The organism is Marinobacter sp. AL4B, assembly GCF_019916045.1.
Lineage (GTDB): Bacteria > Pseudomonadota > Gammaproteobacteria > Pseudomonadales > Oleiphilaceae > Marinobacter.
Map to the genome: position 1 here is coordinate 1,241,429 of NZ_JAILWZ010000013.1, position 19,247 is coordinate 1,260,675.

The following is a 19,247-nucleotide window of genomic DNA, read 5'->3' on the forward strand; positions in this document are numbered from 1 at the left end:
CCGGCGTGATGATAGCCGGGCTATCAGCAGGAAAGATAGACCATGACGGATCAGAAAAAACCTGACCAGACCACATCCTCCGAAAAACCTTGGGGCGGCCGCTTCAGTGAGCCGACCGATGCCTTCGTTGAACGCTTCACGGCATCGGTGGGTTTTGATCAGCGTCTTTACCACCATGATATTACCGGCTCCATCGCCCACGCCACCATGTTGGCCAAAGTAGGTGTGCTGACCGACGCCGAGCGCGACCAAATCATCGAAGGCTTGAAGGGCGTTAAGGAAGATATCGAAGCCGGTCGTTTTGAGTGGTCTGTGAGTCTCGAAGATGTGCATATGAACATCGAAGCCAAACTCACCGAACGCATTGGTATTACCGGTAAGAAACTGCACACCGGCCGCAGCCGGAATGATCAGGTGGCTACCGATATTCGCCTGTATCTGCGCGATGAAATTGATGTTATTGCCGAAGAGTTAACGCGACTGAGAGCTGGGTTGCTGGATCTGGCGGAGCGCGAAGCCGCTACCATCATGCCGGGCTTTACCCACCTGCAAACTGCCCAGCCAGTCACCTTTGGCCATCATCTTCTGGCTTGGTACGAAATGCTGGTTCGGGATGCCGAGCGCCTGCAGGACTGCCGCAAGCGAGTGAACGTTATGCCGTTGGGCGCGGCGGCGCTGGCGGGCACCACCTACCCGATCGATCGCAACATGACGGCGGAACTGTTGGGCTTTGACCGTGCCTCCGAAAACTCGCTGGACTCAGTCAGTGACCGGGATTTCGCTATCGAATTCTGCAGCTTTGCGTCCTTGTTGATGACGCACCTGTCGCGTTTCAGTGAAGAATTGGTGTTGTGGACATCGGCCCAGTTTGATTTCATCGATCTTCCAGACCGTTTTTGCACCGGTTCGTCCATCATGCCGCAGAAAAAGAATCCGGACGTTCCGGAATTGGTGCGTGGCAAGACCGGCCGGGTGAACGGCCATCTGATCAGCCTGTTGACCCTGATGAAGAGCCAGCCGTTGGCTTACAACAAGGATAATCAGGAAGATAAAGAACCTCTGTTTGATACCGTGGATACGATTAAAGGCTGCCTGAAGGCTTATGCCGATATGATTCCGGCGATCAAGGCGAAAGCGGACAACATGCGAGTGGCAGCCAAACGTGGCTTCTCAACGGCGACGGATTTGGCGGATTACCTGGTCAAAAAAGGCGTGCCGTTCCGCGATGCTCATGAAATTGTCGGTAAGTCTGTGGCGTTTGGCGTTGCTGAAAACCGCGACCTGTCGGAAATGACGCTGGAAGAACTTCAGCAGTTCTCTGATGTTATCGGCGAAGATGTATTTGAAGTGCTGACACTGGATGGCTCAGTACAAGCTCGTGACCACTTGGGTGGTACGGCGCCGAATCAGGTGCTGGCAGCGGTTGCCCGTGCCAGATCTGCGCTTTAACGCATAAGTGTCTGATGGAATACCGGCGCCCATTGGGGGCCGGTATTCCATTACCCTCCAATTCGCCCGGTGCTTAACTCCACCACTGCGGGCGTGAGATCTTCCAGAGGTTGAGGTCGTGCCAGCCGGTAGCCCTGCCCGAAATGAATGCCCAGTGAGCGTACTTTTCGAAGGGTTTCGTCGCTCTCGATAAAAGTGGCAACGGTTTCTTTACCCGTAGTTTCGGCAATTCGGTGTAGAGCATCTACCATGATCTGTTGAACTGGGTCACTCTCCAGCTGATGCATCACCCGCTTGTCGAGTTTGATGATATCAACGGGGAGATTTGCTGCCAGACTGTAGCTTTCCACCGAGGCTCCCGCACCTTCCAATGCCACTCGGCATCCGATCTGATGCAGGGCGTCACAAAGAACTGCAACTTCGTCGGGATACCGCGTCGCGTGGGATTCCCGAATCTCCAGATAAAAGCAACTGGCGGCAAAGGGCGTCATAGCGACAGCGTGTTCCATAAAATCGGTAAAAGTGTCATCCAGAACCGAAGCCAGAGACAGGTTGAAGCCGCAATATTTCAGGCGAGGCACCAGCAAACGATGTTGGCTGAGCCAGGCTAGAGTTTGCCGGATAACCTGCCGATCCAACATTTTGGCCAAGTCGTAGCGTTCGGCCACCGGCAGAAAGTGCTCGGGTTTGAGTGGATCGTTGTTCGGGCCAGCTGGTATGCGACATAAAATTTCGATGTGATCGCCCCAGGTCACACTGGCCACGGGTTTCAGAGCCTGGAACTCCAACACCAAAGCCTCATCGTCCAGCGCCTGACGCAGCTGTTGTAATCGCAGCTCGCTCCCGCTGTCGTTGTCCTTTTCTGTCGGTAAAGCATGCGCGGTGTGAATCCGGTCCCGGCCGGAAGTCTTCGCGGTGTGGCATAAATCGGCAGCTTGGCTCAGGAGTATGTCGGGTTGTTCCGGGGCATCTTTGTCAATGACGAGCAAGCCGCCGCTGACGGTTGTTTGAAGTACGGTTCCCTGCCATTCGAATTGAAACTGAGCGATTTGCTCTCGGACTTCATCGGCAATTCTCCGCGCGCGGGATTCCGGGCAGTTTTCGATAAATAAGGCAAAGGTATCTCCGCCCAAACGCGCGAGTGCGTCACGCTTTCGTACTCGTAGATTCAGTGTGCTGGCCAATTCACGAAGGTAGCGGTCACAGGTTCCCGTGTCAGCGATCTCGCTGAAACTGTCAAAATCGTCAATGTCGAGAAACAACAGGCTATCGACCTGCTGGCGTTTATGACGATGACTAATGGCGCGCTCAAGATGGACACTGAAAGCGCGGCGGTTCATTAGGCCCGTGATCGGATCATGACGCATGCGATGATCACCACCACTGTTTTCCAGAGCACCACAGCTAATGTCTCTAGCAATACGCACGGCACCAACAACTTCGCCGTTATCGTTGCGGATTTGCTGAAAATGAAGCTCGAATAAAGTGGACGACGCTCCGTCACTGAATAGTGGCATCTCGGCGATGAAGTGTTCACGTTCGAACGCTTTCTGCCACAAACTTTCCATCAGGCGACGTTCATTGGGGAAGCCCTTGAGGAGCGCTTTTAGGTTGTCTCCGGGCTGAGGATCCAGGTCGAAGGCGGTTCTGAATTGCTGCTCCCAAACGGCATTAAAATGCAGTAAGTCAAAATTCGTGTCGATCGCTACCACCAGGTCAGGAGTGGCGGTTGTCATGGCTTCGAGCAGGCGTTGAGCTTGTTGTTTTTGCTCGTCGTGGTACATGGCAGAGCTATGATTGACAAGCACACCGCCTATTCGGTGCGCTCGCTCGCCACTTTTTAGTGCGCGGCCGGTTAGTGTGGCTCTTACCAGTCGCTGCTGGCTGGTGATGATTGGTAACTCAATGCTGAAGGATTGGCCTGAGCGGATACATCGGCGAATCAACGCTCGCACGCGGTTCTGATGGGACTGGCAGTAAAATAACGCTTGTTCGGGGGAAAGGTCCGTCCCCACGCGCAGCTCTAGCAACTGATACATGGCTTCAGACCAGAACACGTCATTGGAGGCTACGTCGAGTTCCCAAAAACCAAAGCTGGCACTGCGTTCAGCGAGCGCGAGCAAGCGACCGTCTATTTGTTGGCTGTCTTTTTGAGTAATGGAAGCGCTGGTTTCAGGATTGCTTAGCAGTGTTTCGAGTTTTAGACCAAGCGATGCTGTGAAGAAGAAGCCCTCTTTGTGCTTGAACGTGACCAGTACGGTTTGACCGTTGGCCAGGCGGTGGCGGTGGGCCGGCGCGAAGGGGTCATCCTGACGAGAGGCGAGAATGTGTTGCACGGACAGCCGCGGGAGTTCACTGGCATCGTACCCGAACATAGTTTCTGCGTGCCTGTCCGCGTGAACGATGCGGCCGTCAACGTCCACTCGGAGCAGCGTTGGGTGAATGACAGGCCCGGAAGGGTCGGGGCGATAGCGTTGGATCAGGAACTCTTTCAAAGCGCGGGTGCCTCATGATGATCTAGCGGTGCCGGAATTCGCCCGGAACCGAGTGTTCTTATGGTTGTTCGCCTGAGTTACGACCAAAGCCTCATCATACTGGCTATCCAGATGAAAAAAACCTCTTGGCCAAGGCGTTGTTTTGATATGGCGGTGACCTCGCGGTACGGGAGGGGACTCGGGTATACTTCGCCTATTATTCACGCAAGGGTAAACGTATGCAGACGATGAAAGCGCTTCGGTTCGGCTATGCGACATTGTGTCTGCTAGTCATATTCGCCGTGAGTGGCTGCGGACAGAAAGGCCCACTGTACCGGGAAGCGCCGGTGGCAGTAGACGCTTCCGAAATCGCCTCGAAAGAGCCGGCAAGAGATTCGGATGCCCGTGATGATCAGCAAAAGACGCGTTGACGTTTACCTCACTTAACGAGTTCAGGAAAAGAATGGATTATTTTAATTATCGCGATGGCGAGCTTTACGCCGAGGATCTTCCGGTTGCCCGGATTGTCGAGCAGTTTGGCACTCCGGCTTACGTGTATTCACGCGGGACTTTGGAGCGACACTACCGGGCCTACGACGACGCCCTGAGCAATCGCCCTCACTTGGTGTGCTACGCCGTAAAAGCGAATAGCAATCTGGCCGTGCTGAACGTTTTGGCCAGGCTCGGTGCCGGTTTTGATATTGTTTCGGCCGGTGAGCTGGAGCGAGTGATTCGGGCAGGCGGCGATACCAGCAAGGTGGTGTTCTCTGGTGTGGGCAAACAAGAGTGGGAAATGAAGCGGGCGCTGGAAGCCGGTGTACGCTGCTTTAACGTGGAGTCCGATACCGAACTTGACCGGTTGAATGCGGTGGCCGGTGAACTGGGCGTGAAGGCGCCGGTTTCCTTGCGGGTGAACCCGGATGTGGATGCCGGCACGCATCCCTACATTTCCACCGGGCTTAAAGAAAATAAGTTCGGTATTGATATCGCGGAGGCACCGCAGGTATATGCTCGTGCAGCGACTTTGCCGAACCTGGATATTAAAGGTGTGGATTGCCACATCGGCTCGCAGCTGACCACTGTTGAACCGTTTCTGGACGCACTGGACCGGGTGTTGGCATTGGTAGATGGCCTGGCAGAGCAAGGCATTAACATTCGTCACCTCGACATGGGCGGTGGACTGGGTGTGACCTACGATCAGGAATCACCACCTGAGCCGTCTGAGTACGTGACGGCTTTGTCTGAGCGTATGGGGGACCGTGAACTGGAGCTTATTCTGGAGCCCGGTCGCTCCATCGCCGCGAACGCCGGTATTCTGGTGACCAAAGTGGAATTCCTCAAGTGCACCGAACATCGCAACTTTGCCATTATTGATGCGGCCATGAACGATCTGATTCGCCCGGCACTTTACAGCGCCTGGCAGGCCATCGTGCCGGTTCAGCCCCATAATGATGGTGAGCAGAAAGTCTGGGATCTGGTAGGTCCGGTTTGCGAAACTGGCGATTTTCTTGGGAAAGATCGCCCGTTGACCTTGAAGGCGAACGACTTGCTGGCAGTTCGCTCAGCCGGTGCTTACGGATTTGTGATGGCTTCTAACTACAACACACGCAACCGTCCGCCCGAGTTGATGGTTGACGGTGATCAGGTACACGTTGTACGCCGCCGGGAGACGCTGGACGAACAGCTGGCGCCGGAAAGTTGCTTGCCGGAATGAGCGGGGAGCCGGATATGACGCAGCAAAGGCGAGGGCAAGGCCCGTTGCTTCGGTTTACCAAAATGCACGGGCTGGGCAACGATTTTATGGTGGTGGATGCCATCAGCCAGCAGTTTCGACTGAACTCGGAGATGATCCGTGAACTGGCTAACCGGAATTTCGGCATCGGCTTTGACCAGTTGTTGGTCGTTGAGCCGCCAGGGCTGCCGGACGTTGATTTCCGTTACCGTATTTTTAACGCAGATGGCTCGGAAGTGGAACAATGTGGCAACGGAGCGCGATGTTTCGCCCGCTTTGTCCGGGATCAACGCTTGACGAACAAGCGGGTGATTCGAGTGCAGACCGCGAAAGGCATCATTGAGCTGCGTGTTAGCAAAGACGGCCAGGTGTTGGTGAATATGGGCGTGCCGGAGTTGAATCCGCCGGCGATTCCCTTTGCCGCCAATTGCCAGAAAACCGTGTATACCGTTGATGTTGACGAGCAGACGGTGGAGCTTTCAGCGGTGTCCATGGGCAACCCCCATGGAGTTCTGGTTGTTGAAAATGTCGATACTGCGCCGGTGTCTACCTTGGGGCCATTGCTGGAAAAACACCCGCGTTTCCCGGCTCGGGCCAACATTGGTTTTCTGCAAATTATTGATCGTGGTCACGCCCGGTTGAGGGTGTTTGAACGGGGTTCTGGTGAAACTCTGGCGTGCGGTAGCGGTGCTTGTGCTGCAGTGGTCGCCGGCCGATTGCGTGGTTTGCTCGATGAGCGGGTGAAAGTGGAGCTGAGAGGTGGCCCTTTGGTGATTGAATGGCAGGGGGAAGGGACCCCTGTTATGATGGAGGGCCCCGCCTCAACAGTCTTTGACGGCCAGTTGCGGCTGCCGGGCGATACCCCGCCCCGCCGACGGAAAAGCTCAAGAGCGTATAAAAACAGGGCCTGACGGTTCAGGAGAACGTGATGACAGAACAAACGGCCCGCCAGAAGGCCGGCGAACTTACCCCGGAGCAGGTTGCGGATTACCTTCGCGCTAATCCTGATTTCTTTCTCGACCAAGATGAGCTGCTACGGAGTTTAACCTTGCCCCACGACAGTGGCCGCGCGATTTCGTTGGTTGAACGCCAGGTTCACTTGTTCCGGGAACAGCGGGATACTTTGCGCAGCGAAATGATGGAATTGGTCTCCATCGCTCGCCATAACGATCGCTTGTTTGAAAAGAGCAAGCGGTTGTTGATGCAAGTGATAGAGGCCAAGAATTTGCAGGACATGGCTTCGGCCATCGACGACAGCATTCGTGGTGACTTCGGTTTGGATGCGGCGTCAATTTTATTGTTCGGTGACGTGAATAAGCTGGGTCAGTCTCATGGTGCTCTGCACATTGTGGGTAAAAGCCAGGCTGAGCAGCGGCTGGGTGCATTACTGGACGGTGATCGGGCAGTGTGCGGTCAGTTCCGGGAGACGGAGCGGGCCTTCCTGTTTCCGGACCGTGATGAGCCTATCGCCTCGGTGGCTGTGGTGCCACTCCGGTACGAAGGCTTGGTGGGTGTTTTTGCGGTCGGCAGCTGTGAACCCGGTTACTTCGATCAGAACATGGGTTCGCTGTTTCTAAGCTACATCAGCGATACGCTCAGCCGCTTGCTGCCACCGGTGTTGAAACGGCATGGTTCCGATGCCGCAAAAGTTGCCGAGCTAACCGTGGAGAGTGGTCAAGGGTGACCAACGCCGCTTCCGAAGAGCAAATGTCAGAGGCGCTTTCCGTTCCTCTGGCAGATTTTGCAACGCATTTGTCTTCTGAAAAACGTCACTCCCCCCGCACCTGCGAACACTACCTCCGAGATTTAAAGCGTTTAGGTGCCTGGCTCACCATAATGGGTATCGATCAGTGGTCCAAGGTGACCAATCACGATATGCGTCGGTATGTTGCCAGCCTGAGTAAAAATGGGCTATCTGGCCAAAGCATTGCGCGGCATTTGTCTTCAACGCGACGTTTTTACCAGTTTTTGCTCAGAGAAGGGCGCTCCAAAGATAATCCGGCTCTGGATATCCGTGCCCCGAAAAGTGGCCGTCGTTTGCCAAAAGTTGCCGATGTAGATCAACTCAACCAGTTACTTGAAGTAAACCCCGATGACCCGTTGGAAGTGCGTGACTTGGCGATGTTTGAACTGATGTATTCGTCCGGTCTTCGGCTGTCAGAATTGGCCGGTCTCAATCTGGATGCTGTGGATTTGGTCGGCGGAGAGGTCCGGGTTTGGGGCAAAGGCAGTAAAGAGCGGCTGTTGCCGGTTGGGGCGAAAGCGGCAGCAGCGATTCGTCGGTGGCTTAAATGCCGTGCCCAGTTTGTGGTGGGCAGTGAGCTCGCTATGTTTGTTAGTCAGCGGGGTGGTCGTATAAGTCGGCGCAGCATTCAAGCGCGTTTGGCGCGATGGGGTTCGCAACAAGGAGCCGAGCAACGGCTGCATCCTCATATGCTCCGGCATTCGTTTGCTAGCCATATGCTGGAATCGAGCGGAGATTTGCGAGCGGTGCAAGAGCTGCTGGGGCATGCGGACATTGCCACGACTCAGGTCTATACTCATTTGGACTTTCAGCATCTTGCCCGGGTTTATGACCAAAGCCACCCTCGGGCACGTCGGCGTTCGGGAGCGCATACGTCCGACGCGGTTGGCAGCGATTCGGCTGGCCAATAATGGAGCACGGCATGGCATCGGAGCAATCCTGGAAGAACAAATATCAACAGGTTCTAAAAGAAGCAGAACAACAAGAGCAGCAATGCAAGGAACAGCGCGACCTGCTAGAGCGAATGTTGGTGCGAACCAGTGTGGCCTCCGAAGGCCAACGGCCTGAATTAGATCGCTTGTTAAATCAACTTAGGGCCGATCTTCGCCGAAAAACACTGAACGCGAAAAAGTGGCTCCATTTGCAGGAACAGATTGACCGTCAGATCGCACTATTGGATGAAAAACCTGCACCGCCCCATGATGAAACGGCTGCTCCAACGCCGTCTTTTCCGGCGCCACCCAACGACGGTATAGACATTTCAGATCAGGATCATCGCCTTCTTATTGCTCGGCACGTAGGGCAGTTGCTCAGCAAGGTGTTGGAACAGGTCACGCTTGAACCTGAGGCGGAAGCAAAAGCCAAAGAGCTCCAGCAGACCCTGCTTTCCAGTATTGATTGGAGCACATTGCGTACGAGTTTAGAGTCGGTATCCGAACTGTTGATCCGGGCGATTACCCGTAATCAGCGTGAACTCGAGGCTTTTTTAACACGCCTTAACGCCCGACTCGAAACTCTGCGGGAGCATTTTTCCCAACAGTCTGATTGTAATTCGTCACGTAAAGATGACACGGCTATTCTCGATCGGGAAATTCGCGGAGAAATCGATTTGGTCAGCGAGGACCTCCGGGTTGGTGCAGATTTAGACACTCTGAAGTACTCGGTGGGGAAGCGACTTGATCAGATTGCTAGTGCATTAGGCCGTTTCAAAGATAAGGAAACTGAGCGAGAAAGCTGGATGGCGGAGCAACTCGAATCCATGCAGCAGAAAATGGCTGCAATGGAAGCAAGCTCCGAGCAAATGCAGGAACAAATTCGCCGGGAGCGTGCTCGCGCTATGACGGATCTGCTGACTCAACTGCCCAACCGTGAAGCGTGGCAAGAGCGGCTGCATTTTGAGTATAACCGGTGGCAGCGATATGGCCATCCGTTAACCGTATCGGTGGTCGATATCGATTTGTTTAAACGGGTTAATGATACCTACGGACACAAAGCCGGCGACCGAGTGCTGCAATTGGTTGCCCGTGAGCTTCAGGGGCGCTTGAGAGCTACTGATTTTATTGCCCGTATTGGTGGCGAAGAGTTTGCACTGCTGCTACCGGAAACCAGCATGAACGAGGCGGTTTCAGTACTGAATAAGCTCAGAGGTTATGTCGAGAAATTACCATTCCATTTCGGCGGTAATCCGGTCAGCATTACGTTTTCTTCCGGGTTAGCGCAGTTTGTTCGTGGTGACAGTGAAGACAACGCCTTTGATCGTGCTGATCGGGCACTATATCGAGCCAAAGCGACGGGGCGGAATCGAGTCGTAGCGAATTAATGAGCCGCAATGGTGGCTCCATGAGGGTGTGCAGTGACGTTTTTTCTCCAGCTCGTGTTGTTCCTGTTGGTAAGCTTCTCAACCGCAGCGGCGCAAGCTGACCCCCCACAAGAAACCCCTGCCCCAGTTTTGAGTCTTGAAGACTTGCTGTGGCTTGGAGAGCTCGACCGTATTCGAGTCGGTATTCGGCAAACACAGATGCCGTTGATTTTCGAAAGCGGGAACGACCAGTTAGTGGGCTTGCTGGCGGATTATCTGGATCTTCTTTCCCGAAAACTGGACCTTCCAGTTGAACCCTTCATGCTGGATGAGCAGGAGCAGCCTGCCGATCTCACGTTGACCACCCGTGTTCCGGGTGCGCCCGTGATACCAGGATTGCGGCACACCACACCGATCATGAGCCTCACTTACGGCGTGTTTGTGAACGCGGGTGATGCCGGTTTTCGCACCTTAAAAGATCTGGAAGCCGCCAATGTTGCGATCATCGGGGACGACCCAAATCAATTTCCTTTACTTGATCCCGTTAATAATTTTACCCCTGTACCGGTGGAAGATCTGGGCGAAGCCATCAGTCAAGTGCTGGCGGGTAACGCCGATGCTTTTTTGGCACCGGTGCCGGTAGTATCGGATTACCTTGAATCAACAATGGTCAATGGCATTGGATTGGCTGTTTTGCTGGATAATCGGCCTGTGGAAGTGGTGCTTCAAGTGCCAACCGATAAGCATCAATTATTTCGAGTCGCCGATAGAGCTGTGTTATCGATTACTCATAAAGAGCACCGCGAAATCCGACAGGCTTGGTTACAAGGCGATATACCGATGATGGAAGGTCGGGGCGTTGCCTTGACCGCGGCGGAAAAAAGTTGGCTCGACAAAAATCAGGGGCTTGAAGTGGGGTTGCGCAGGGATTGGCCGCCGTTTGAGTTTCAACAAGATGGCCGGCCGGCAGGCTTGGTTGCCGACTTGATTGGCCGGCTGGAAGAAAATCTCGGGGTACGCTTCAACAAGAGGATTATGGACACCCGGGCTTCCGCTGAAGAAGAGTTGAAGGCGGGAACAGTGGATATTCTGCCTGGGTTGTCCCGCACTCCTCGCACCGAGCAGGAGTATCTGTTTACCCGCGCTTATGTAACCGTACCCATTGCCTTGGCAATCCGTGACAGCGGCCGGTTTATCGGCGATCTACGTGAGTTGCGCGACGAAAAAGTTGGCGTTGTTAACCGACAAGCCAGCCATGATTACTTGCTGATTAACCACCCGGATCTTGATCTCTACCCTCAGGCCACGGTTGCCGATGGTTTGCTGGCGTTATCTAACGGTGACCTCGATGTGATGGTGACGCATATTCCTGCCGTCAGTTATACGGTTGCACGGCTGGGGTTGTCGAACCTCAGGATTACCAGTATCACTCCCTACCAGTACGATTTGCGCTTAGCGGTGCGCAAGGACAGCCCGGAGCTGCATCGTATTTTGAACAAGGCGTTGGGCGGTTTGCCCGAGTCTGAGGGCGAAGCCGTCTACAATCGCTGGATTCATTTGGATATTGAACAAGAAACCGATTACACGGTTGTCCGGCGAATCATTCTGATTGCCATCGTGGTTGTGCTGATCTTCCTGTACTGGAACCGAAAATTATCGCTGGAAGTTGATGAGCGTATTCGCTCGGAAAACGCGCTGCGTCGCAGTGAGGATGAACTGCGCGCAGCCAAACTGGAAGCCGAACGACTGGCTCGGGAAGCCGAACTGGCCAACCGTGCGAAAAGCGAATTCCTAGCCAATATGTCCCATGAAATTCGAACGCCGATGAATGCGGTGATCGGTTACAGCGACTTGCTTTATAACTCCGTAACCGATCCCCAGCAGCGAAATTATCTGAACGCCATTCGTGCCGGCAGTCGCAGCCTGCTGATGTTGATCAATGACATTCTGGATTTGTCGAGGATTGAGGCAGGTAAAATGCGATTGGATTTTGCGCCCGTCTCTGTACGGCGCTTGCTAAGCGACGTTCGTCATATTTTCGATCTTCGGGCAACGGAGCAGGGCATTGCTTTGGAAGTCAGTGTAGGCGCCGGTTTGCCATCAGCGATGATGCTCGATGAAACCCGGCTGCGTCAGGTGCTGTTTAATTTGGTGGGAAATGCCATTAAATTCACCCATCAAGGCGAAGTCACCGTTCGTGTGGTCGCCGAACTTCTGGGCGACCAAGAGGACAGCGACGGCGATGCCCGATACTACCGAATGGCCGTGACGGTAACGGATACTGGGATCGGCATAGCTCCGGATCAGCAAAGCAGAATTTTTGATGCCTTCGAGCAACACGAAGGACAAAGCTCAAGGCGATACGGTGGTACCGGCTTGGGGCTAGCCATCAGCCGCAAACTGGTGGAAATGATGGGGGGGGAGTTAACGCTCGAGAGTGAGGCCGACGCTGGGTCGACCTTTACCATTGTATTGCCCCGGGTTGCAGCGACCGGAGAAGAAGCGGAAGAAGAAGGCGCACCAGAAGAATCCGAGCGTTTGCTGGCCCAGACCATGAGCATGCAGGAGCGAGGTTGGCTACGGGAAAGCCTTGCGAGGGACTTTGGCAATGAATGGCAAAACGTTCGGGAGAGCGGTGACCCGGAGCAAATGAAAGAGTTTGCCTTGAGAATTATTGATTGGGGACAGCGTCATCGTTCACTGTCGGTTACTCGTTACGGCGAAAAACTGTTGGCGGATGTGGAAGCTTTTAATCTGGATGCAGTGAACACTGCGCTGGAGGCATTTCCCCGTATACTGGGGCAAAGCTAGCGTTGTTATAGACAATCGAACTGAGATTGCCGATCAAAAGCCACGGAGACCATGTCGTATCCGGACTCTGACAGCGATTGCATCAGTTGCTGATCCCTAAACAGGGTCATGCATACTTTGTGTACCTTGGCTTGCAGCGTCTGTGTCGATGGCAGGTTTCCTTTAAAGCGAAAATCCACGATCAGGTATTTACGGTCGACATCCGCACTTACGGGGATGTCTTCGCGCTCTATGCTTTCATAGCCGATGTAGGTGGCTTCTGCAGTTGGGAAGACCTGCTGCATAAGAACGTCCAGATTTCCGGCTTGCGCATAGGAGCTTGTCGCGCCGAACAGCAGTGCCCAAGACAAGATGAAGGTTCGAATTCGCATAAGCGTATCTCATTGGACGTTTAAAGCGACACCGTAACCAAGTGTAAATTTTGGTTACAATTAATTATCGCAGAGAGCGCCGGTTTTTTCTGCTTAAAACGGTGGTATTTTTCAATTGTTTGCAATGCTGACACAATCGAAGCTTGAAGGTCGAGCGCATTGCCTTGAGCGCGTCTCCTGCCATCGTGTTTTCAGCTATGATAAAACCGGGCTTCCTGAAAAGAACAAATGAGGTAACGTCATGTTCCAGCTCGTATTCAAGGGCGAGTGTACGTCAGGCACAGATTTGCTGACTGCCCGTGCCAATGCCAAAGCGTTGTTTAAGGCCAGTGTCGAGCAGCTGGACCGCATGTTCAGTGGTCAGGCGGTGGTGATCCGTAACAAGCTGGATCAGGAACAAGCCGAGAAATACCAAACGGTACTCAAGAAACACGGCATGGTGGTCTATGTTCAGGCAATGGCCGTTGCTGGCGGGCAACCATCAGCTCCCTCACGCACGAGCGCGCCCGAAACGCAGCCGCGGGGCGCGTCGTCGGATCATAAAAGCACGCTGAATCCCAACGCAGGGCCTGGCAAAGTGCCGGAGGTAGAGCCCGGTGACCGTTTGTCTGTCGCTGGTGAGAAAGTGGATGAGATTCTCGCTGGCTCGGGTCTGAGTCTGGACCCGGTAGGTGTCACTCTTGCGGAGCACCAGGAGATCGAAACCCCTATGTTCGAACACCTGGACGATTGGAGTATAGCGCCTCCGGGCACTGATTTGGGCGTTGAGCGGGAGACTCCCCCGCCCATCGTGCCTGATACCTCTCATATATCGTTGGTCGACGATGATAAACCCAACTAATCTGCACTGAGATATTTTGCAAATTCTATTCAGACTTTCCGTCTTTTTTGCTGTCGTGGTGGTGTTTGTTGCGTGGCCAACTCTGAGTGCTGCCCAAGAAAGTCGCCCGAAAGTGGGGTTGGTGCTGAGTGGGGGCGGCGCCAAAGGCATGGCCCATGCTGGCGTGCTCCGGGTTCTGGAAGAAATGAAGGTGCCGGTGGATATGGTTGTCGGTACCAGCGCAGGCTCTGCGGTTGCAGCTTTGTATGCATCCGGCATGTCGGTGAACGAAATTGAACAACGTTTCATCGATCTGGACTGGCTGTCCAGCTTCAGCGATGACCCGGGCCGCGCTTACAAGCCGGTGCGCCGTAAACAGTCCGATTGGCGCTTGCCAATCACACCGGGCATTGGAGTCGATACCGATGGTATCCATGTCGGTGGCGGATTGGTGACAGGCCAAAATCTTGGCCTGATTCTGAACGAGCTCACTCGCAATGCTGCACTGGTTGATGACTTTGATCAGCTCCCCATCCCTTTTCGCGCGATCGCGACGGATCTGGAGACCGGCGTTGAAGTCATCATTGATAGCGGCAATTTGGCGGAATCGATTCGCGCCAGTATGAGTATTCCAGGTGTTTACGCGCCGGTGGAACGCGGCGGTCGTTTGTTGGTAGATGGCGGGATCGCCAATAATTTGCCCGTCAGTGTGGCCCGGGATATGGGGGCCGACATAATCATCGCGGTGGACATTACGGATCCGTTGCTGAAAACCGACGAGATCAAGGAAGCTTTTTCGGTTGTAGGTCAGTTAACGACGCTCCTGACCCGGCGAAACACGGAAGATCAGCTCGCCTTGATCACCGATAACGACGTACTTATTCGGCCCCAGTTGGAAGGGTACGGCTCTGCTGATTTTTATGATGGGCCGGTATTGTTCGAGTTGGGTGCTACCGCTGCCAGAGAGCACGCGGTGGAACTCAACCGTCTGAAGGTGTCAGCGGAGGAATGGCGGTCTTTCCGCGAGGGGTTGGAGCAACGGGCAGTGTCGGTTGCGCAGGTGGCCCGTATTGAGTTCGCGACTGGGCGCCGATTATCGACGGCGTTTTTGAAAGAGCGAATACGCCAGAAGGCGGGCGAACCTCTGAATGTCGAACAACTCGAATCGGATCTGAAGCGTATCTATGGGTTGGGGTATTACGAAACCGTGTCTTGGTCTTTGAGGCCCTCAGAGCAAGGTCCGGTGTTGAATATTCAGGCACGTGAGAAACGATGGGGGCCGAATTATCTTTCATCGGGGTTGAGCTACGAAGATAATTTCAGTGGCGGCACCCGTTTTAATCTTGCGGCCGGGCTTCGAATGACAGAACTGAACAGTCTGGGGGCCGAGTGGCATGTCGGAGCTCAGTTAGGCACTCAGCCCTGGTTTCGTACCCAATGGTACCAGCCGCTGGATTTTGGTTACGAAAGATTTGCAGTGATTGGTATAGAGCACGAGCGTGATGACTACCGTGTGTATGAGGACGGTGCCCGTATTGCAGAGATTGATGTCTCACTGACGCAGGTCGATGCGGCAATTGGCATGGAGCTGGGCGGCGACGGTGAAGTGCGTATCGGTTATGTGCGAGGCTCTGCGAGATTGGAGGATTCGATCGGTGAACAAGTGGCGCCATCGGACAGAGTTCATCAAGGCTACGCTAAAGTTCAGTTGGTGCACGACTCGCTCAGTGATTCGTTCTACCCGAAATCCGGCGGTTTTGCGGGAATACGGGCGCGTTTTGAACGTCCCGGACTGGGTTCAGACCGCGACTTTGATTCCATCACGGGCATGTTGTTGGGAACGGCCAGTTGGCAACGATTCAACGTCACCGGTTTGCTGTTTACGGAACAGGTTGTTAGCGGCCAGTCTGGCATAGAGAATGCCGCGCGTCTGGGCGGATTCCGGCGGCTGTCGGCCTATGCGGCCGGAGAACTAAGTGGTAACGACGCAGCTTTGGCGGCTGCCTATGCTCGACGCGAGTTTGGCGGCCCTTTCATGCCTTGGTTCGCTGGGGTCGGCTTTGAAACGGGTAATACTTGGGATCGCATCGACGACGCGCGCTGGGGCAACTTGGTTCGATCGTGGAGTGTGTTTGCGGGTGTCGATACGTTCGTTGGGCCGGTCCAGTTCTCAGTCGCCTACAACAACGAAGATGATTGGACGGCCTACATGAATATCGGTTTCTCTTTTACCCAGTTGTTCTACTGAGCTAAAGCCGTCAGTACCTGCTGACATTGTTGCAGGGCGTAGCGGTGCAGAATCGCGGTTAGAGCTTGTTCATCCCGAGCTTCGATCGCTTTTATGGATTGCTCCATATGGGCCAAATTGTCTTCAATTACTTGCTTGCCGCCGTGGCGGAAGGCCACAAATGCGCATCGCTTTGCCGAAGGCCATAAATCGTCAATGGCCGAAACGATGAAGTAGTTGTCTGCATAAACCAGCGATGCCTGGGTGTACTCTATGCCTAGCTCCAAAAACGCCAACAGATCGTTTTGCTCGTAACAACGCTGCATTTTATCGCGCAGGGAAACCAATCGTTCCATATCCTCTGGCTGCCACTGTCTGACTAATTTCCGGCCCGTGTGGGTGAGGTACAGTTCCAGGGTTTCATACAAGCTGTGTACAAAATGCTCATCGAGGGTGGTCACAAATGCGCCTTTGCGAGCAACGTTTTTTACCAAGTGCCGTTTCTCGAGCAACAACAAGCCTTCCCGCACGGAGCCCAAACTGACATTCAGTTCCTTGGCCATGGCACTTTCGTAAATTCGTTCGCCCGAGCGCAGCTGCCCGAAGGCTATTAGGTTCTCAACGTGGCGGGCGACTTGCTCGGTCAGGGTTTCTTTCGGCTTGAATGCGTTCATGTTCGTTCTGTGGCTACTTCGGAGTTGTCAGAAGCGCCATAGTCGCACAAGCCCATACTGAGGACCAGTTCAAAGCAACGGTGCGAGCAGGCGAACGGTACGGCACCACAAGCGGAACAGTAAAGAGCGATCTTCGTAATCGCTTTCGGTCATTAGCCTGCTGTGCTTCAAGTCGTCTTCCAGCATGGCCTCAACTTCTTGAATGAAGCTAGGGCTCGTATTGATCGCCATAATTTCAAAGTTCAGTCGCATGGAACGGTTATCGAGATTCGCGGTGCCAATCGATGCGTAGCGATCGTCTACCAAAACGACTTTTTGATGCATAAAGCCGGGTTGGTAACGGTAGATGCCGATTCCGGCTTGACGGGCCTGAATGAGATACGAATAGGCTGCCACTCGGATGAGTAAGCTGTCGGACTTTTCAGGGATCAGAATACGAACATCCACCCCGCGCAGCGCCGCCAATTGAAGTGCGTTGATGATCTGAACGTCGGGCACGAAATAGGGCGAGGCAATCCAAACGCGGGTTCGGGCGTTGTTAATACTGTTGAGGAAAAATAACGCACAGGTTTCCCAAGTGTCCGCCGGGCCAGTAGGCAGCACCAGCACCTTGTCGTCGCCGGGGGAGTTAAAGCTCGGGCACCAATTTAACTTCGGTTTGGTGTCGCTGGCCCAGTGCCAGTCTTCCAGCCAGGCCAGTTGCAGGCCGGTGACGGCGGGACCGTCGATTCGACAATGAGTATCACGCCAAGGTTCCTGGTCCATGGCGGTGCCCAGGTACTCATCGCCGAGATTAATACCACCCACGAAGCCTGTAACGCCATCACAAACCAACAGCTTCCGATGATTTCGGAAGTTGATCTGAAAGCGGCGACGGCGAATGTTGCCTTTGCCAAACGAAGCAACTTTGGCTCCGGCCTCCGCCAATTCCTTCAGCCAACGGCGAGACAGCGACAGGCTGCCGATGTCGTCGTAAAGCAGCCATACCTCCACGCCTTCAGCCAACTTGCGTTCCAGAACCGTTTTGATGCGCTGGCCAACGCGGTCAGAGCGGACGATGTAGAATTCCAGAAGGATGTAGCGCTCAGCGTCTTCCATAGCTTGAAAAAGCGCATCGAAGGTGGCTTCACCATCTTTCAGCAACGTGACCTTGTTATCGCTGGTGAAGGGCTGGCGGCTCAATTTACACAGAACCTGTAGCTCATCGCCGAACTCTTTCTGATTCGGATCCGGTATTGAGGTTGTCCGGCATTCGAACTCTTCGAGAAGGCCGCTGAGGGCTTTGTTGCCGGAGCGTCTTGCCTTCATATAGCCGCCAAAACGATATCGGCCGAATAGAATGAACAGGGGGACGGTTACATACGGCAATGCGATCAACGTGGTGATCCAGGCGATGGCGCCTTGAGTGGTACGGTAAGTCAGCAGGATGCGATAGATGCAGGCCAGCGCGGCCAGATAGAGTAGCCCAAGCGGGATCGCCAGTAAGGTGAAAGTATCCTCGATCATGATGAGCTGCCCTTATGTTCGGCTCGAAATTGGGCCGGCGCAACGCCGGTCCAGCGCTTGAATGCACGGCTGAAGGCGCTAAGTTCGGAAAAACCAAGTAGAAAAGCAATCTCACCCAGCGCGTATTGATCGTTTGCCACGTACCGGAGTGCTTTGTCACGGCGGACTTTTTCCACCAAATCCTGAAAGCTTAACCCCTCTTTTTTTAAACGGCGATAAAGGGTCTGCCGGCTCATATGACATTGACGGGCCAGAGTGTCTGCGTCAATTTTGTCGGTTGCCATCTGCCGGGAGATGAGCCTTCGCACCTTGCGGCTGAATGAACGCCGAGTTTGGAGTTTCGCCAGCACAGCGTTGACCTGCTGCAATACAGCGGAATACACGTAAGGATTACGGTGTGGAATGGGGTGCTCCAGGTGCTCGCTAGAGAATGCGATCCGGGTAATGCCGCAGCCGAAGAAAACGGGGCCACCGAACAGTTTTTGGTATTCCTTCGAATAAGGTGGCTCAGGGTGCGCGATTTCGAGCCAATCTGCGGTAATGCCTTTGTGGATAAAGTGGCGTGTTCTGCAGATCGCCGCTGCAAGGGTGCGATCCATATCAAGGCGAGAGTAATACGCAGGGTTGTCAGGCTGCCAACTCAAGATCGCCTGAGTGGCTGTTTGCTCAAAATGGAGCGTGACCGATTCGTTAATCAGCCGGTACAACCGGACATATTGGATAACCGCTTCGCCGAGGGTGTCACAATTGAAGAATACATGCCCAACCAGTCCCATTCGCTCGGGGTCGATAACCTGGCCCGCGTGCAAACCCACTCCGGGATCTCGGGTGAGCTGCTCTGCGAGCTCCCAAAGCCGGTAGTGGGCGGTGGCGGGAATGCGTAGGTCAGGATCTTCCAGAGCGTTGAGCTGAAGGCCTGTCTCACGCTCTATCACTGGGGAATCAAGAAGTCCTCTCGTATCCAGATAATGCACCAGCGCGAGCGTGCTTGAAGCCGCAACGTGGGGGATTTCTGTGTTTTCTGAAGGGACATCGGTCATGCCAAGGCCTGAAATCAGTGGTTTTGTGAAAAGTGTTACAAAATGTCAAGCAAATGGCACCGCGCGTCAACGGCCTATCACCGTTTAAACGATAGCATGT

Annotated in this window: 15 protein-coding genes; 10 read left to right on the forward strand and 5 right to left on the reverse strand. The window is 54.2% G+C overall.

Annotation, left to right across the window (positions count from 1 at the left end; translation table 11 throughout):
- Positions 1 to 42 precede the first annotated feature (42 nt).
- On the forward strand, positions 43 to 1,449 hold the full coding sequence (gene argH, locus K5L82_RS16020) for an argininosuccinate lyase (RefSeq protein WP_223134841.1): 1,407 nt from the start codon (positions 43 to 45) through the stop codon (positions 1,447 to 1,449).
- 50 nt (positions 1,450 to 1,499) lie between these two features.
- Here the strand turns inward: argH and K5L82_RS16025 are convergent, their stop codons facing one another.
- Entirely contained in the window at positions 1,500 to 3,944 is a 2,445-nt protein-coding gene (locus K5L82_RS16025; protein ID WP_223134842.1) for an EAL domain-containing protein, read from the reverse strand.
- Between the two features lie 218 nt (positions 3,945 to 4,162).
- Between K5L82_RS16025 and lptM the strand changes: the two genes are divergently transcribed.
- From lptM to K5L82_RS16060, 7 genes are read left to right on the forward strand one after another with little or no spacing between them, the layout of a single operon-like run.
- Positions 4,163 to 4,354: an LPS translocon maturation chaperone LptM gene (lptM, locus tag K5L82_RS16030; RefSeq protein ID WP_223134843.1), complete on the forward strand. Its 192-nt coding sequence runs from the start codon at positions 4,163 to 4,165 to the stop codon at positions 4,352 to 4,354.
- Between the two features lie 32 nt (positions 4,355 to 4,386).
- Complete coding sequence (gene lysA / locus K5L82_RS16035) at positions 4,387 to 5,637, forward strand: diaminopimelate decarboxylase (protein WP_133006651.1); 1,251 nt, start codon at positions 4,387 to 4,389, stop codon at positions 5,635 to 5,637.
- Positions 5,638 to 5,651: 14 nt separating this feature from the next.
- On the forward strand, positions 5,652 to 6,566 hold the full coding sequence (gene dapF, locus K5L82_RS16040) for a diaminopimelate epimerase (protein ID WP_133006650.1): 915 nt from the start codon (positions 5,652 to 5,654) through the stop codon (positions 6,564 to 6,566).
- A 17-nt stretch (positions 6,567 to 6,583) separates the two neighbouring features.
- Complete coding sequence (locus K5L82_RS16045; protein WP_223134844.1) at positions 6,584 to 7,339, forward strand: DUF484 family protein; 756 nt, start codon at positions 6,584 to 6,586, stop codon at positions 7,337 to 7,339.
- Between the two features lie 23 nt (positions 7,340 to 7,362).
- A complete protein-coding gene (gene xerC / locus K5L82_RS16050; protein WP_223134963.1) occupies positions 7,363 to 8,310 on the forward strand; it encodes a tyrosine recombinase XerC in 948 nt (315 codons plus the stop codon).
- 11 nt (positions 8,311 to 8,321) lie between these two features.
- Positions 8,322 to 9,719 carry a diguanylate cyclase gene (locus K5L82_RS16055; protein ID WP_223134845.1) on the forward strand — a complete coding sequence of 466 codons (1,398 nt, stop codon included), beginning with the start codon at positions 8,322 to 8,324 and terminating at the stop codon, positions 9,717 to 9,719.
- A 33-nt stretch (positions 9,720 to 9,752) separates the two neighbouring features.
- Positions 9,753 to 12,509 carry an ATP-binding protein gene (locus K5L82_RS16060; protein ID WP_223134846.1) on the forward strand — a complete coding sequence of 919 codons (2,757 nt, stop codon included), beginning with the start codon at positions 9,753 to 9,755 and terminating at the stop codon, positions 12,507 to 12,509.
- Positions 12,510 to 12,514: 5 nt separating this feature from the next.
- Here the strand turns inward: K5L82_RS16060 and K5L82_RS16065 are convergent, their stop codons facing one another.
- Positions 12,515 to 12,880 carry a hypothetical protein gene (locus K5L82_RS16065; RefSeq protein ID WP_223134847.1) on the reverse strand — a complete coding sequence of 122 codons (366 nt, stop codon included), beginning with the start codon at positions 12,878 to 12,880 and terminating at the stop codon, positions 12,515 to 12,517.
- A 241-nt stretch (positions 12,881 to 13,121) separates the two neighbouring features.
- Here K5L82_RS16065 and K5L82_RS16070 point away from each other — a divergent pair, with 241 nt between their 5' ends.
- Together K5L82_RS16070 and K5L82_RS16075 are read left to right on the forward strand one after the other, a co-directional pair.
- Positions 13,122 to 13,721, forward strand: a complete 600-nt coding sequence (locus K5L82_RS16070) for a hypothetical protein (protein ID WP_223134848.1) — start codon at positions 13,122 to 13,124, stop codon at positions 13,719 to 13,721.
- Between the two features lie 16 nt (positions 13,722 to 13,737).
- Complete coding sequence (locus K5L82_RS16075) at positions 13,738 to 15,948, forward strand: patatin-like phospholipase family protein (protein WP_262492675.1); 2,211 nt, start codon at positions 13,738 to 13,740, stop codon at positions 15,946 to 15,948.
- Here K5L82_RS16075 and K5L82_RS16080 read toward each other — a convergent pair.
- From K5L82_RS16080 to K5L82_RS16090, 3 genes are all read right to left on the reverse strand, one after another.
- On the reverse strand, positions 15,942 to 16,601 hold the full coding sequence (locus K5L82_RS16080) for a GntR family transcriptional regulator (protein ID WP_133006643.1): 660 nt from the start codon (positions 16,599 to 16,601) through the stop codon (positions 15,942 to 15,944). The two genes, K5L82_RS16075 and K5L82_RS16080, sit on opposite strands and share 7 nt — an antisense overlap.
- A 69-nt stretch (positions 16,602 to 16,670) precedes the next feature.
- Positions 16,671 to 18,107 (reverse strand): cardiolipin synthase, encoded by a 1,437-nt coding sequence (gene cls, locus K5L82_RS16085; protein WP_223134849.1) that lies wholly within the window; start codon positions 18,105 to 18,107, stop codon positions 16,671 to 16,673.
- Entirely contained in the window at positions 18,104 to 19,147 is a 1,044-nt protein-coding gene (locus K5L82_RS16090; protein WP_133006641.1) for an AraC family transcriptional regulator, read from the reverse strand. The genes cls and K5L82_RS16090 overlap by 4 nt, the downstream gene beginning before the upstream one ends.
- Positions 19,148 to 19,247: the final 100 nt, after the last annotated feature.